This is a genomic window from Streptomyces sp. NPDC060184, assembly GCF_042728795.1.
Classification (GTDB): Bacteria; Actinomycetota; Actinomycetes; order Streptomycetales; family Streptomycetaceae; genus Streptomyces.
The window spans coordinates 67481-82584 of the sequence record NZ_JBHWYX010000019.1; the positions used below are offsets into that span (position 1 = coordinate 67481).

Below are 15104 nucleotides of genomic sequence, written 5' to 3' on the forward strand. Positions count from 1 at the left end.
GACATCGTGCGTCCGCGGGCAACAAAACGCTCCGGCCGGCACCCAGGGGGTGGCCGGCCGGTGAACGGGGCGGTACGGAAAAGCGACGGCTCTCGCCGGAAGGAACTCGGAGGGCGGGAGCCGGGCGGGGTGTTCTCAGATCTCGCCGCGGAGCTTGGCGAGCGCCTCGGCGAGAATGGCCTCGCCGTCCGCGTCACTGCGCCGCTCGCGCACGTACGCGAGATGCGTCTTGTACGGTTCCGTGCGCGGCGGGTCGGGCGGGCTGTCCTTGTCCTGGCCCGCCGGGAAGCCGCATCGGGGGCAGTCCCAGGTCTCCGGTACCTGCGCGTCATGGGCGAAGCTCGGCTGCGTCTCGTGCCCGTTCGAGCACCAGAAGGAGATGCGGAGGCGCGGCGCGGACTCGCCCCGCTCGGCCTCCCCCATCGGCCCCGCTCCGACCCGGCTTCCCCGGATCGCGTTGCCACTTGCCACGGTCGTAACTCCCTGCGTGATGCTGCTCGAAGATGCCCCAGTCTACGTAAGGCCCAACGCGCGTCCAGTGATTGGAGTTACACGGTCACCGGCAATCGCGGACGATGCGTCAGCCGTCCAGCTTGATGAGCAGGCCGAGGGCCACGATGCTCGCGAACCAGCACAGGCCGACGACCACGGTGATGCGGTCGAGGTTGCGCTCGGCCACCGAGGAACCGCCGACCGAGGACTGCATGCCGCCACCGAACATGTCGGAGAGGCCGCCGCCCTTGCCCTTGTGCATCAGCACCAGCAGCATCAGCAGCAGGCTGAAGACGATCAGGGCGATCTCGAACGCCAAAATCACGGCTGGTCCCTACTTTCCGGAAATTCCTGGACTGCTTCTAAAAAACGCTTCTGAAAACTACTTCTGCGACAAAGGTGAAGCGCAACGGGGGCCGAGGGTGGAACCCACCCCGGCCCCCGCAAGGGTACGACGGATCGGCGCTAGCGCATACTCACTGGTCGCGGAAGCGGACGATCTTGACGAACTCGTCGGCGTCCAGCGCGGCACCGCCGACGAGGGCGCCGTCGACGTCGGGCTGCGCCATGATCGCGGCGACGTTGCCGGACTTCACGGAGCCGCCGTACTGGATGCGGACCGCGTCGGCCAGCTCCTGCGAGTACAGCTCGGCGAGCCGGCGGCGGATGGCTCCGCACACCTCCTGGGCGTCCTCGGGGGTGGCGACCTCGCCGGTCCCGATGGCCCAGACCGGCTCGTACGCGATCACGATCGACTCGGCCTGCTCGGCCGGGACGTCCGCGAGGGCGCCGTCGAGCTGCGCGAGGGTGTAGGAGACCTGGTCACCGGCCTTGCGGATGTCCAGGCCCTCGCCGACGCAGAGGATCGGGGTCAGCCCGTGCCGGTAGGCGGCCTTCACCTTGGCGTTGCAGACCTCGTCGCTCTCGCCGTGGTACTGACGGCGCTCGCTGTGGCCGACGGCCACGTACGCGCACTTCAGCTTGGCGAGCATGGAGCCCGAGATCTCACCGGTGTACGCACCGGAGTCCTGCGCCGAGATGTCTTGGGCGCCGTACTTGATCTTCAGCTTGTCGCCGTCCACCAGGGTCTGCACGGAGCGCAGGTCGGTGAAGGGCGGCAGGACGGCGACCTCGACCGCGTCGTAGTCCTTGTCGGCCAGCGCGAAGGCGAGCTTCTGGACGTGGGCGATGGCCTCGAGGTGGTTGAGGTTCATCTTCCAGTTGCCCGCCATCAGCGGGGTACGGGTGCTCATCTGGCTCAGTTCTCCAATGCGGCGAGGCCGGGGAGGGTCTTGCCCTCAAGGTATTCGAGGCTGGCGCCGCCACCGGTCGAGATGTGGCCGAAGGCGTTCTCGTCGAAGCCCAGGATGCGGACGGCGGCGGCGGAGTCGCCACCCCCGACGACGCTGAAGGCCGGGGAGTCGACCAGCGCCTGGGCGACCGCGCGGGTGCCCTCGGCGTAGTCGGGGTGCTCGAAGACGCCCATCGGGCCGTTCCAGAAGACGGTGGCCGCGTCGGCGAGCTTCGCCGCGTACAGCTTGCGCGTCTCGGGGCCGATGTCCAGGCCCTCCTGGTCCGCGGGGATCGCGTCGGAGGCGACGACGGTCGGGTTGGCCGGGGCCTTCGTCTTGAGGTCCGGGAACTCGGAGGAGACGAGGACGTCGACGGGGAGCACGAACTCGACGCCGCGCTCGTCGGCGCGCTTGAGGTACTCCTGCACGGCGGGGACCTGGTCCTCCTGGAGCAGCGAGATGCCGACCTCGTGGCCCTGGGCCTTGAGGAAGGTGTACGCCATGCCGCCGCCGATCAGGATGCGGTCGGCCTTCTCCAGCAGGTGGTCGATGACGCCGAGCTTGTCGGAGACCTTGGCGCCGCCGAGGACCACGGCGTAGGGGCGCTTGACGTCGCTGGTGAGCTTCTTCAGGACACCGACCTCGGTGGCGATGAGGAAGCCGGCGAAGTGCGGCAGCCGGGCCGGGAGGTCGAAGACCGAGGCGTGCTTGCGGTGCACCGCGCCGAAGCCGTCGCCCACGTACACGTCGGCGAGGGCGGCGAGCTGGTCGGCGAAGGCGCCGCGCTCGGCGTCGTCCTTCGACGTCTCACCGGCGTTGAAGCGGAGGTTCTCGACGACGGCGACCTGGCCGTCGGTGAGGGCGGCGACCGTGGCCGTGGCGGACTCGCCCACGGTGTCGGTGGCGAACGCGACCTCGGTGCCGAGCAGTTCACCGAGCCGGGCTGCGGCGGGAGCCAGCGAGAACGCCGGGTCCGGGGCGCCCTTCGGGCGGCCGAGGTGCGAGGCGACGATGACCCGCGCACCGGCCTCGGCGAGCTTGGCGACGGTCGGCTGGACGGCGCGGATGCGGCCGTCGTCGGTGATGGTGGTGCCGTCGAGCGGCACGTTGAGGTCGGCGCGGACGAATACCCGCTTGCCGGCGACCCCTTCGGCGAGAAGTTCGTCGATCGTCTTCATCTGTTCCAGGACTCCTTGGAAAGGACGGATGAGCACGCGAGAAGGCCCGGACGGCGCTTCATCGCGCCGTCCGAGCCCCTCACTACATCGAGATGCCTGCCGATCCGAGGATCAGAGCTGGCCGCCGACGAAGACGGTCAGGTCGACGAGGCGGTTGGAGTAGCCCCACTCGTTGTCGTACCAGCCGAGGATCTTCACCGTCTTGCCTTCCTGAACCATCGTCAGGGAGGAGTCGAAGGTGCAGGACGCCGGGTCGCTGACGATGTCCGAGGAGACGATCGGGTCCTCGGTGTAGGCGAGGTAGCCCTTCAGGGCGCCGTCGTCGGCGGCCTTCTTGAACGCGGCGTTGACCTCGTCCTTGGTGACCTCGCGCTGCAGCTCGACGACCAGGTCGGTGGCGGAGCCGGTCGGGACCGGGACGCGCATCGCGATGCCGTCGAGCTTGCCCTTGAGCTGGGGCAGAACCAGGGCGGTGGCCTTGGCGGCACCCGTCGTGGTCGGGATGATGTTCTCGGCGGCGGCGCGGGCGCGGCGCAGGTCCGAGTGCGGGAAGTCCAGGATGCGCTGGTCGTTCGTGTACGCGTGGACCGTCGTCATCAGGCCCTTGACGATGCCGAAGTTCTCGTCGAGAACCTTGGCCATCGGCGCCACACAGTTGGTGGTGCAGGAGGCGTTGGAGATGACGTGGTGGTTGGCCGCGTCGTACTTGTCCTGGTTGACGCCCATCACGATGGTGATGTCCTCGTCCTTGGCCGGAGCCGAGATGAGGACCTTCTTGGCGCCACCGGCGATGTGCTTCTCGGCGTCGGCCTTCTTGGTGAAGATGCCGGTCGACTCGATGACGATGTCGACACCCAGCGCACCCCAGGGGATGTCGGCCGGGTTGCGCTCGGAGAGCACCTTGATGGTGTGACCGTCGACGGTGATGGTGTCGGCGGTGTGGCTGACCTCGGCCTTGAGACGACCCAGAATGGTGTCGTACTTCAGCAGGTGAGCCGTGGTCGCAGTGTCACCCAGGTCGTTGACAGCCACGATCTCGATGTCCGCACCCTGCTCCAGCAGCGCGCGGAAGTAGTTACGACCGATGCGGCCAAAGCCGTTGATGCCTACGCGGATCGTCACGAACCGATCTCCTCGTTAGGTACGCCGGGTTTCGACGCCGGCGAGTTGTATGGGATGTCCCCGACCGCCTCCGACCCTACCTCTCATGTGGCCCGCGGGTGACATCGAGAGCCCTCGTACGCACCCCGATCAGCGCTACTGACCAGTAGGAACAGAGCGCTCCGTCTCTCCGGGCGCTCCTCGGCCGGTCTTCGGACCACAAACCGGATTCTGTCCGGCGGCGATGGAAATGTGCCCAACGCCCGTACAGACACGGACGATCAGGACATGACGGTCCTCCGCCCCGCGCTCCCGGTCCGCGTGAGGCACGCCGTCCGGCACTCCGCGCGCGCCCCGGGCGGTTCTTCTCCGGACAGCGAAAAAGCCGCCGCCGGCGTCTCCGTGGAAGGAGCGCCGGCGGCGGCCGTATACGACAGGAAGCCGTCGTGCCGGTCTCAGCCGACCAGGCCGTCCGCCATCTCCTCGCTGAGGGTGGACTCGGTACCCGGGATGCCGAGGTCCTGCGCCCGCTTGTCGGCCATCGCCAGCAGCCTGCGGATGCGCCCGGCGACGGCGTCCTTGGTCAGCGGCGGGTCGGCGAGCGCGCCCAGCTCCTCCAGCGAGGCCTGCTTGTGCTCCATGCGCAGCCGTCCGGCGGCGGCGAGGTGCTCGGGGACCTCCTCGCCCAGGATCTCCAGGGCGCGGCCCACGCGGGCACCGGCGGCCACCGCGGCGCGGGCGGAGCGGCGGAGGTTGGCGTCGTCGAAGTTGGCGAGCCGGTTGGCGGTCGCCCGGACCTCGCGCCGCATCCGGCGCTCCTCCCAGGCCAGTACGGACTCGTGGGCGCCGAGCCGGGTCAGCAGGGCGCCGATCGCGTCGCCGTCGCGGACCACCACGCGGTCGACCCCGCGGACCTCGCGGGCCTTGGCGGCGATGGAGAGCCGGCGCGCGGCCCCGACGAGCGCGAGCGCCGCCTCGGGACCGGGGCAGGTCACCTCCAGCGAGGAGGACCTGCCCGGCTCGGTGAGCGAGCCGTGCGCCAGGAAGGCCCCGCGCCAGGCCGCCTCGGCGTCGCAGGTGGCCCCCGAGACCACCTGCGGGGGCAGCCCGCGGATGGGACGGCCCCGGCCGTCCACGAGACCGGTCTGGCGGGCCAGCTGGTCGCCGCCCGCCACGACGCGTACGACGTACCGGGAGCCGCGCCGCAGCCCGCCGGGGGCCATCACGATCAGCTCCGAGGCGTGCCCGAAGATCTCCAGGATGTCGCGCTTGAGCCGGCGGGCCGCCATCGCGGTGTCCAGCTCCGCCTCGATCACGATCCGGCCGCTCACCAGGTGGAGCCCGCCCGCGAAGCGGAGGATCGCGGAGACCTCCGCCTTCCTGCAGCAGGTCCGGGTGACGGGAAGCCGAGAGATTTCGTCCTTCACCGCTGGCGTCATCGCCATGGGCCGATCCTTCCATGCATCCGAAAAATACGGTCGTACGCGGCGGCCAGCAGCTCCGGATCATGAATCGGAACGCCGTCCGGCGAGGCCACCGGTGCCAGCTCCACTGCGGCACCCAGCCGCTTCGCGGCATCGGCGAGGGACTCGCGGTCAGGCACGGCGGCCTCGTCGGCCAGCACCACGTCCATGGCGAGTTTAGGGGCGTGTCGCCCCAAAACCTCCAAATGACGCTGCGGGGAGAAGCCATCTGTTTCACCGGGTTGCGGCGCGAGGTTCAGCGAAAGCACCTTGCGGGCCTTCGTCGCGACCAGCGCGTCGAGCAGATCCGGGACCAGCAGATGGGGGATGACCGAGGAGAACCAGGAGCCGGGTCCGAGCACCACCCAGTCCGCGTCCAGAACGGCTTCGACCGCCTCCGGGACGGCGGGCGGGGCGTGCGGGACCACCTGCACGGACTGCACCTCACCCGGGGTGAGCGCCACCGTCGCCTGGCCGCGTACCGTCACGATCGCGTCGGGGCGGTCCGGTTCGTGGCCCCTGACCTGCGCCTGGAGTTCCAGCGGTACGGCGGACATGGGCAGCACCCGGCCGTGCGCGCCGAGCAGCGTGCCGACCAGGTCGAGGGCCTGCACATGGTCGCCGAGCTGCTCCCAGAGCGCCACGATCAGCAGGTTGCCGACCGCGTGCCCGTGCAGGTCGCCCCGCGACTCGAAGCGGTGCTGGGTGACCCTGGCCCAGGTCTGTCCCCAGTCGTCGTCGCCGCAGAGCGCCGCGAGGGCCTTGCGGAGGTCGCCGGGCGGGAGCACTCCGAACTCGTCGCGGAGCCGGCCGCTGGACCCGCCGTCGTCGGCGACGGTGACGACGGCCGTCAGGTCGCCGGTGATCCGGCGCAGCGCGGTCAGCGAGGCGGAGAGCCCGTGGCCGCCGCCGAGGGCGACGACCTTGGGCGGGCCGCCGCGTCTGCGCCCCGAGCGGAGCGAGCCCGCTCGGCTCAGCCTCCGCAGCCGCAGGTTGACGCTGGTCACTCGCGCCCCATGTCCCGGTGGACGAGGACGGTCTCGATCCCTTCGGCGGCGAGGCGCGCGGAGAGCTTCTCCGACATCGCGACGGAGCGGTGCTTGCCACCGGTGCAGCCGACCGCGATGGTCACGTAGCGCTTGCCCTCGCGGCGGTAACCGGCGGCGACGAGCTGGAGCAGCTCGGTGTACTGGTTGAGGAACTCCTTGGCGCCCGGCTGGTCGAAGACGTACGCGGACACCTCCTCGTTCAGGCCGGTGAAGGGGCGCAGCTCGGGCACCCAGTGCGGGTTCGGCAGGAAGCGGCAGTCGACCACGAGGTCGGCGTCGACCGGCAGGCCGTACTTGTAGCCGAACGACATCACCGTGGCGCGCAGCTCCGGCTCCTGGTCGCCGGCGAACTGGGCGTCCATCTTGGCGCGCAGTTCGTGGACGTTGAGGCTGGAGGTGTCGATGACCAGGTCGGCGTCGCCGCGCAGCTCGCGCAGCAGGTCGCGCTCGGCCGCGATGCCGTCGACGATGCGGCCGTCGCCCTGAAGGGGGTGGGGGCGGCGGACCGACTCGAAGCGGCGGACCAGGGCGTCGTCCGAGGACTCCAGGAAGACGATCCGGCGGGTGACGTGCTTGGCCTCCAGGTCCGCCAGGGACTCGCGGAGGTTGTCGAAGAAGCGGCGTCCGCGCACGTCGACGACGACGGCGATCCGGGCCACGTTGCCCTGGGAGCGCGCGCCGAGCTCGACCATGGTCGGGATCAGGGCGGGCGGGAGGTTGTCGACGACGAACCAGCCGAGGTCCTCCAGACACTTCGCGGCGGTGGACCGGCCGGCGCCGGACATCCCGGAGATGATCACCAGTTCGGGGATGGCCGCCGTGACGACGTCGCCCGTCTCGTTGGTGGTGCCCGTGCTCACGTGTGCTGCTCCGTCTGTTCGGTCCGGGTCCGGTCGGGTGGGTTCCGCTTGGCGGTGGTCATGGTCGGTCATGGCGTGCCCCCGTCGTTCTCGTCAATGATCTCTCCTGTGGCCGTGTTCACGGCGGGCGCGGCCGGAGCGGCCGTGGCGAGGGCCGCGGCCACCGACTCCGCCGTCCTGCGGCCTATCCCCTGGACCTCGCAGATCTCGTCGATTGTCGCCTGCCGCAGCTTCTTGACGGAGCCGAAATGCTTGAGCAGCGCGAGTTTCCGGCTCTCGCCGAGGCCGGGGACGCCGTCCAGCGGGCTGCTGCGGACCCGCTTGGCCCGCTTGGCCCGCTGGTAGGTGATGGCGAACCGGTGGGCCTCGTCGCGCACGCGCTGGAGGAGGTAGAGGCCCTCGCTGGAGCGCGGCAGCACCACCGGATCGTCGTCGTCGGGCAGCCAGACCTCTTCGAGGCGCTTGGCGAGGCCGCAGACGGCGATGTCGTCGATGCCCAGCTCGTCCAGGGCCCGCTTGGCGGCGGCCACCTGGGGCTGCCCGCCGTCGACCACGACGAGCTGCGGCGGGTACGCGAACCGCTTGGGGCGGCCGTCGTCCTCGCGCGGCTCGGTGTCCTCGTGGGGGGCGGTGTCCTCGTGAGCGGCGGTGTCCTCGCGGGGGGCCGTGTCCTCGCGCCGCTCGGTGCCGACGGTGCCGTCGGTGCCGTCGGTGCCGGGGACGGCTGATCCGGCGGCTTCCGCTCCGGGGGCGTGCACCCCGGGAGCTTCCGCTCCGGAGGCGTCCGCTCCGGGCGTCTCCTCCCACTCCCCCAGGCGCTCCTTCTCCTGGAGGTAGCGGCGGAACCGGCGGCCGATCACCTCGTGCATCGACCGGACGTCGTCCTGGCCCTCGAACCCCTTGATCTGGAAGCGGCGGTACTCGCTCTTGCGGGCGAGCCCGTCCTCGAAGACGACCATCGACGCCACGACGTCGTCGCCCTGGAGGTGGGAGATGTCGTAGCACTCGATGCGCAGCGGGGCGGTGTCGAGGCCGAGCGCCTCGGCGATCTCCTCCAGGGCCCGGGAGCGGGTGGTCAGGTCGGAGGCGCGCTTGGTCTTGTGCAGCCCGAGGGCCTGCTGGGCGTTGCGCTGGACCGTGGCCATCAGGTCCTTCTTGTCGCCGCGCTGCGGGATGCGCAGGCTGACCTGGGAGCCCCGCCGGTGGGCGAGCCACTCGGAGACCGCGTCGGGGTCCTCGGGCAGGGCCGGGACGAGGACCTCCTTGGGTACGGAGTCGCCGCTCTCCTCTCCGTACAGCTGCTGGAGGGCGTGCTCGACGAGGCCGGAGGTGTCGACGGCCTCGACCTTGTCGGTGACCCAGCCGCGCTGGCCGCGCACCCGGCCGCCGCGCACGTGGAAGATCTGGACGGCCGCCTCCAGCTCGTCCTCGGCGACGGCGATGAGGTCCGCGTCGGTGGCGTCGGCGAGCACGACCGCGCTCTTCTCCATGGCCCGCCGGAGGGCCCCGATGTCGTCCCGGAGGCGGGCGGCTCGCTCGTACTCCATGTCCTCCGCGGCGAGCATCATCTCCTTCTCCAGGCGGCGCATGTAGGCACCGGTGCGGCCGGCCATGAAGTCGCAGAATTCCTCGGCGAGTTCGCGGTGCTCCTGGGGGCTGACGCGGCCGACGCAGGGCGCGGAGCACTTGCCGATGTAGCCGAGCAGACACGGGCGGCCGGTGCGGGCGGCGTTCTTGAAGACCCCTGCGGAGCAGGTGCGTACGGGGAAGACGCGGAGCATCAGGTCGACGGTCTCGCGGATCGCCCAGGCGTGGCCGTACGGGCCGAAGTAGCGCACGCCCTTCTTCTTGGCGCCGCGCATGACCTGGACCCGCGGGAACTCCTCGTTGAGGGTGACCGCGAGGTACGGGTAGCTCTTGTCGTCGCGGTACTTGACGTTGAACCGGGGGTCGAACTCCTTGATCCAGGAGTACTCCAGCTGCAACGCCTCGACCTCGGTGGAGACGACCGTCCACTCCACGGAGGCGGCCGTGGTGACCATGGTGCGGGTGCGCGGGTGGAGACCGGCCAGGTCCTGGAAGTAGTTGGCGAGGCGCTGACGGAGGTTCTTCGCCTTGCCGACGTAAATCACCCGGCGGTGCTCGTCGCGGAACTTGTAGACCCCCGGGGAGTCGGGGATCTGTCCCGGCTTGGGGCGGTAGCTGGAGGGGTCTGCCATGTCTCACACCCTACTTCCGGCCGGTGACACCCAGGGGTGCCGTCCGCACTGTGCCGTCCGTGCGCCGTGCGGTCCGCCCGGGACGTCCGGGCCGCCGCGGCCCGTGCGTCCGGGCCCTCGCGTCCCGGGTGTCAGGCGCCGGGCCCCGCGACGAGCCGGCCGCCCTCCGCGCTGACCGGGACGGCGGGCAGCGGCACGGTGGCCGGGCCCTGGATGACCTCGCCGGTCGTGGTGTCGAAGATGCTGCCGTGGCAGGGGCAGTGCCCCTCGTTCTTCTCGATCTTGGCGAGTACGCAGCCTGCGTGGGTGCACTGGGCGCTGAAGGCCTTGTACTGCCCCTTCGCCGGGCAGGTCACCAGGAGTCGCTGCTCCCGGTAGAGCTTCGACCCGCCGACCGGGACGGCGTCCGCCGCGCCGAGGTCCACCGGCGCGGTCGGGGTCGGGTTCTGGGCGTGGCCGAGCTTGGACTCGGTGGAACAGGCAGCCGCCCCCAGCCCGGCGGCACCCGCGAGCGCGGCGCCCTTCAGCACGGTGCGGCGGGTGGCGGGCAAGCCGGACATCGCGGTCTCCACGGGGTCGGTGGTACGGGGCGTGCGGGAAGGTGCACACGGAGGTACGGGCGCCGCGAGCCGGTGGGGCGACAGGGCGCTCGGCCGGGGCGCGCGACGACAGAACCGACGATACCGGCGGAGATCGGCGCCCCGGCGCCCGGGTCCGGGCACAGGTCCGGACCCGGTACGGACACGGGTCCGGCACCCCGGACCCGTGTCCGAACGCGGTGCGGCCCGCCGGGGGCGCCTTCTCCCGGGAGGGAGGGAAGCCCCGGCGGGCCGGGCCGGGGCGTCAGGCCTTGCGGGCGCGGGTCGCCTTCTTGGCCGCCGTCTTCTTCGCGGCCGGCTGCTTCGCCGCGGCGGTGGCCGTCCGCCGGGCCGGGGTGGCCTTGGCGGCGACCGTCTTCTTGGCGGCCGTCTTGCGCACCGGCCCCCGCGCGGAGGGCACGGCCGCCTCGTTGACCCGGTCGGTGTCCAGGACGTCCTGGAGGAACTTCCCGGTGTGGCTGGCGGGCACGGCCGCGACCTCCTCGGGGGTGCCTTCGGCGACCACCAGGCCGCCGCCGTTGCCTCCTTCGGGGCCCATGTCGATGACCCAGTCCGCCGTCTTGATCACATCGAGGTTGTGCTCGATGACGACGACGGAGTTGCCCTTGTCGACCAGTCCGGAGAGGACCTTGATCAGCTTGCTGATGTCCTCGAAGTGCAGACCGGTGGTCGGCTCGTCCAGGACGTAGACCGTGCGGCCGGTGGAGCGCTTCTGGAGCTCGCTCGCCAGCTTCACGCGCTGCGCCTCACCGCCGGAGAGCGTCGGCGCGGACTGCCCGAGCCGGACGTATCCGAGGCCGACCTCGTTGAGGGTGCGCAGGTGCCTCGCGATGGTCGGGACGGCCTCGAAGAACTCCAGGCCCTCCTCGATCGGCATGTCCAGCACCTCGGCGATGGACTTGCCCTTGTAGTGGACCTCCAGGGTCTCCCGGTTGTACCGGGCGCCGTGACAGACCTCGCAGGGCACGTACACGTCGGGCAGGAAGTTCATCTCGATCTTGATGGTGCCGTCGCCCGAGCAGTTCTCGCAGCGCCCGCCCTTCACGTTGAAGGAGAAGCGGCCCGGCAGATAGCCGCGCACCTTCGCCTCCATCGTCTCCGCGAAGAGCTTGCGGACGTGGTCGAAGACTCCGGTGTACGTCGCCGGGTTGGACCGGGGGGTCCGTCCGATGGGCGACTGGTCGACGTGGACCACCTTGTCCACGAGGTCGTCCCCGTCCACCCGGGTGTGCCGGCCGGGGACCGACTTCGCGCCGTTGAGCTCACGGGCGAGGTGGGTGTAGAGGATGTCGTTGACCAGGGTGGACTTGCCGGACCCGGAGACCCCGGTGACGGCCGTGAGGACGCCCAGCGGGAAGGAGACGTCGATGTCCTGGAGGTTGTTCTCCCGGGCGCCGTGCACGGTGAGACGACGGCTCGGGTCCACGGGGCGGCGGACGTCGGGGACGGTGATCTCCCGCTTGCCCGAGAGGTACTGGCCGGTGATCGACTGCTTGTTGGCCAGCAGCTCCTTCAGCGATCCGGAGTGGACCACCTTGCCGCCGTGCTCCCCGGCGCCGGGGCCGATGTCCACGACCCAGTCCGCGACCTTGATCGTGTCCTCGTCGTGCTCCACCACGATGAGCGTGTTGCCCATGTCGCGGAGCCTGACCAGGGTCTCGATCAGGCGGTGGTTGTCGCGCTGGTGCAGGCCGATGGACGGCTCGTCCAGTACGTACAACACGCCGACCAGGCCGGAGCCGATCTGGGTGGCGAGGCGGATGCGCTGGGCCTCGCCGCCGGACAGGGTGCCGGCCGCGCGGTTCAGCGAGAGGTAGTCCAGGCCGACGTCGACGAGGAACCTCAGTCGCTCGTTGACCTCCTTGAGGACCCGCTCGGCGATCTTCTTGTCGCGGGCGTTGAGCTTGAGCCGGCCGAGGAACTCGGCGCAGTCGCTGATCGACATCGCGGCGACCTCGGCGATGGACTTCTCCATCACCGTGACCGCGAGGACGATCGGCTTGAGGCGGGTGCCCTCGCAGGTCGGACAGGGCACCTCACGCATGTACCCCTCGAAGCGCTCCCGGCTGGAGTCGCTCTCGGCCTCGGAGTGGCGCCGCTTGACGAACTGGACCGCGCCCTCGAAGGAGGGGGTCGTGTAGGCGCGCTCGCGGCCGTACCGGTTGCGGTAGCGCACCTCGGTCTTGATCTTGTGGCCGTAGAGCAGGGCCTTCTTGGCGCGCTGCGGCAGCCCGGCCCACGGGATGTCCGTACGGAAGCCGAGGGCCTCGGCGAGTGCGCCGATCAGGCGGCCGAAGTACTCCTTGGTGTGGCCGTGCGACCAGGGGTGGATGGCCCCCTCGTCGAGCGACTTCTCCTCGTCCGGGACGACGAGCTCGGCGTCGACCTCCATGCGGGTGCCGATGCCGGTGCAGTCGGGGCAGGCGCCGAACGGCGAGTTGAAGGAGAAGGAGCGGGGCTCCAGCTCCTCGAAGGAGAGGTCGTCGTACGGGCAGTAGAGGTGCTCGGAGTACATCCGCTCGCGCTCGGGGTCGTCCTCGGGGAGGTCGACGAAGTCGAGCACGACCATGCCGCCGGAGAGGCCGAGGGCCGTCTCCACCGAGTCGGTGAGCCGGCGCTTGGCGCTGTCCTTCACCGTGAGGCGGTCGATGACCACCTCGATGGTGTGCTTCTCCTGCTTCTTCAGCGTGGGGGGCTCGGAGAGCTGGACGGTGGTGCCGTCGACCCGGGCGCGGCTGTACCCCTTGGTCTGGAGGTCGGCGAAGAGGTCGACGAACTCCCCCTTGCGCTCACGGACCAGCGGCGAGAGCACCTGGAAGCGGCTCCCCTCGGGCAGGCCGAGAACCTTGTCCACGATGGCCTGCGGGGACTGGCGGGAGATCGGCCGCCGGCACTCGGGGCAGTGCGGCTTGCCGATGCGGGCGAAGAGCAGGCGGAGGTAGTCGTAGACCTCCGTGATGGTGCCGACCGTCGAGCGCGGGTTGCGCGAGGTCGACTTCTGGTCGATGGAGACGGCGGGCGAGAGACCCTCGATGAAGTCGACGTCCGGCTTGTCCATCTGGCCGAGGAACTGCCGGGCGTACGAGGAGAGCGACTCGACGTACCGCCGCTGGCCCTCGGCGAAGATCGTGTCGAACGCGAGGGAGGACTTGCCCGACCCGGACAGCCCGGTGAAGACGATGAGGGAGTCGCGGGGCAGGTCGAGCGAGACGTTCTTCAGGTTGTGCTCGCGCGCGCCACGGACGATGAGACGGTCGGCCACGCCGGTCCGCACCTTTCTTGAGAGAAACGGGGGAACTGAGCCCCCTGTCCAGGGTATGGGGGGCGCAACAGCGGTGTTGAAAGGTTTCGACTTCGAGCGTATAGCACGCACATTCGATTTCTGGCCGGTCGTAACCTCCTTCACCCGAACGAGTGGCGGGGCTACGCTCGGTCGCATGAGCGATCATGTGCGCGACCTGGCGTCTGTACGCGGAGCTACGGAACAGCTGCTCGCAGCTGCGGAATTATGGGACGAATCCACCGTCCACGAGCCGTCCCGACTGCCCGGTTGGAGCCGGGGCCATGTCTTGGCCCACCTGTCACGTAACGCCGACGCGCTCCGAAATGTTCTCCGCGGACTCCCGATGTACGCGGGCGGCGAAATCCGGGACCGCGAGATCGAGGCCGGAGCGCCCCGGCCGCTCGCCGAGCAGCTGGCCGATCTGCGCGCGAGCAGCGAGCGGTTCCTGGCCGAGGCCGCGGTCCCCGCCGACTGGTCACGCACGGTGCGGCTGCGCAACGGGGTGACGGACCTCGCCTCCCAGCTGCCCTTCCGCCGCTGGGCCGAGATCGAGCTGCACCACGTCGACCTCGGCGCGGGGTACGAGCTGGAGGATCTGCCGCGGGATTTCCTGGTCCGGGAGACCGATTTCCTGGCGGAGCGCTTCGCGGACCACCCGCGGGTGGTCTCCACCGGCATCCGTTCCGGGGAGGGCCTCGTCCGGACCACGGGCGGTGGTGCGGACGGGCCGCCGGTCGTGGTCAGCGGCACGGAAGCGGACGTGCTGGGGTGGCTCTCGGGCCGCCGCGACGGCTCGGCACTGACCGTGGAGGGCGGCCCCCTCCCCGTACTGCCGCCGCTATAGGCTGCCGCCCATGACCTACAGCGGAGCGGTGCGGGTCGGCGGACCCGCGGACGTGCACGAGCTGACCGGCCTGATGATCTCCAAGGTCGCGGTCGGCCCGATGAACAACAACGCCTACCTGCTGCGCTGCCGGGCCACCGGCGAGCAGCTCCTCATCGACGCCGCCAACGAGGCGGACACCCTGCTGCGGCTCGTCGGCGAGGACGGCATCGCCTCCGTGGTCACCACGCACCAGCACGGCGACCACTGGCAGGCGCTGGCCGAGGTGGTGGCCGCCACCGGCGCCGTCACGTACGCCGGACGGTACGACGCCGAGGGCATCCCGGTCCCGACCGCCGTGCTCGTGGAGGACGGGGACACCATCCGGGTCGGCGAGGTCACCCTGACCGCCCGCCACCTGGTCGGCCACACCCCGGGCTCCATCGCGCTGGTCTACGACGACCCGCACGGGGCGCCGCACCTCTTCACCGGCGACTGCCTCTTCCCCGGCGGCATCGGCAACACCCGCAAGGACCCCGAGGCCTTCGCGAGCCTGCTCCACGACGTGGAGACCAAGCTCTTCGACCAGCTGCCCGACGAGACCTGGGTCTACCCGGGCCACGGCCACGACACCACGCTCGGCGACGAGCGCGGACAGCTCCCTCAGTGGCGCGCCCGGGGCTGGTGACGAGCCCCGGCGGTGTCCGGCCGGACGACGAGGGGCGCCCCGGTACCGAGGCCGGTA

The 15104-nt window shown here is 70.6% G+C and carries 13 protein-coding genes; 2 read left to right on the forward strand and 11 right to left on the reverse strand.

What is annotated here, in order from left to right; genetic code table 11:
• Nucleotides 1-135: 135 nt before the first annotated feature.
• From ACFWEE_RS15235 to uvrA, 11 genes are all read right to left on the reverse strand, one after another.
• The gene (locus ACFWEE_RS15235) at nucleotides 136-471 is read right to left on the reverse strand and encodes an RNA polymerase-binding protein RbpA (RefSeq protein WP_266703170.1); all 336 of its coding nucleotides are present in this window, start codon (nucleotides 469-471) and stop codon (nucleotides 136-138) included.
• Nucleotides 472-580: 109 nt separating this feature from the next.
• Nucleotides 581-817, reverse strand: coding sequence for a preprotein translocase subunit SecG (gene secG, locus ACFWEE_RS15240; protein WP_327175131.1), 237 nt, complete (start codon nucleotides 815-817; stop codon nucleotides 581-583).
• A 151-nt stretch (nucleotides 818-968) separates the two neighbouring features.
• Nucleotides 969-1745, reverse strand: a complete 777-nt coding sequence (tpiA, locus tag ACFWEE_RS15245) for a triose-phosphate isomerase (protein WP_386889314.1) — start codon at nucleotides 1743-1745, stop codon at nucleotides 969-971.
• A gap of 5 nt (nucleotides 1746-1750) precedes the next feature.
• A complete protein-coding gene (locus ACFWEE_RS15250) occupies nucleotides 1751-2962 on the reverse strand; it encodes a phosphoglycerate kinase (protein WP_386889315.1) in 1212 nt (403 codons plus the stop codon).
• A gap of 111 nt (nucleotides 2963-3073) precedes the next feature.
• Nucleotides 3074-4084 carry a type I glyceraldehyde-3-phosphate dehydrogenase gene (gene gap, locus ACFWEE_RS15255; RefSeq protein ID WP_386889316.1) on the reverse strand — a complete coding sequence of 337 codons (1011 nt, stop codon included), beginning with the start codon at nucleotides 4082-4084 and terminating at the stop codon, nucleotides 3074-3076.
• A gap of 434 nt (nucleotides 4085-4518) precedes the next feature.
• Nucleotides 4519-5508, reverse strand: coding sequence for a DNA-binding protein WhiA (whiA, locus tag ACFWEE_RS15260; protein ID WP_266703180.1), 990 nt, complete (start codon nucleotides 5506-5508; stop codon nucleotides 4519-4521).
• A complete protein-coding gene (yvcK, locus tag ACFWEE_RS15265) occupies nucleotides 5499-6533 on the reverse strand; it encodes a uridine diphosphate-N-acetylglucosamine-binding protein YvcK (RefSeq protein WP_386889318.1) in 1035 nt (344 codons plus the stop codon). Before yvcK ends, whiA begins: the two co-directional genes overlap by 10 nt.
• Nucleotides 6530-7507, reverse strand: a complete 978-nt coding sequence (gene rapZ, locus ACFWEE_RS15270; protein ID WP_386889320.1) for an RNase adapter RapZ — start codon at nucleotides 7505-7507, stop codon at nucleotides 6530-6532. Before rapZ ends, yvcK begins: the two co-directional genes overlap by 4 nt.
• Entirely contained in the window at nucleotides 7504-9654 is a 2151-nt protein-coding gene (gene uvrC, locus ACFWEE_RS15275) for an excinuclease ABC subunit UvrC (RefSeq protein ID WP_386889321.1), read from the reverse strand. Before uvrC ends, rapZ begins: the two co-directional genes overlap by 4 nt.
• 131 nt (nucleotides 9655-9785) lie before the next feature.
• Nucleotides 9786-10214, reverse strand: a complete 429-nt coding sequence (locus ACFWEE_RS15280; RefSeq protein WP_386889323.1) for a Rieske (2Fe-2S) protein — start codon at nucleotides 10212-10214, stop codon at nucleotides 9786-9788.
• Between the two features lie 283 nt (nucleotides 10215-10497).
• Complete coding sequence (gene uvrA, locus ACFWEE_RS15285) at nucleotides 10498-13515, reverse strand: excinuclease ABC subunit UvrA (RefSeq protein ID WP_386889325.1); 3018 nt, start codon at nucleotides 13513-13515, stop codon at nucleotides 10498-10500.
• A 175-nt stretch (nucleotides 13516-13690) separates the two neighbouring features.
• Between uvrA and ACFWEE_RS15290 the strand changes: the two genes are divergently transcribed.
• Together ACFWEE_RS15290 and ACFWEE_RS15295 are read left to right on the forward strand one after the other, a co-directional pair.
• Nucleotides 13691-14380: a maleylpyruvate isomerase family mycothiol-dependent enzyme gene (locus ACFWEE_RS15290; RefSeq protein ID WP_386889327.1), complete on the forward strand. Its 690-nt coding sequence runs from the start codon at nucleotides 13691-13693 to the stop codon at nucleotides 14378-14380.
• Nucleotides 14381-14390: 10 nt separating this feature from the next.
• Nucleotides 14391-15047 carry an MBL fold metallo-hydrolase gene (locus ACFWEE_RS15295; protein WP_386889328.1) on the forward strand — a complete coding sequence of 219 codons (657 nt, stop codon included), beginning with the start codon at nucleotides 14391-14393 and terminating at the stop codon, nucleotides 15045-15047.
• Nucleotides 15048-15104 lie beyond the last annotated feature (57 nt).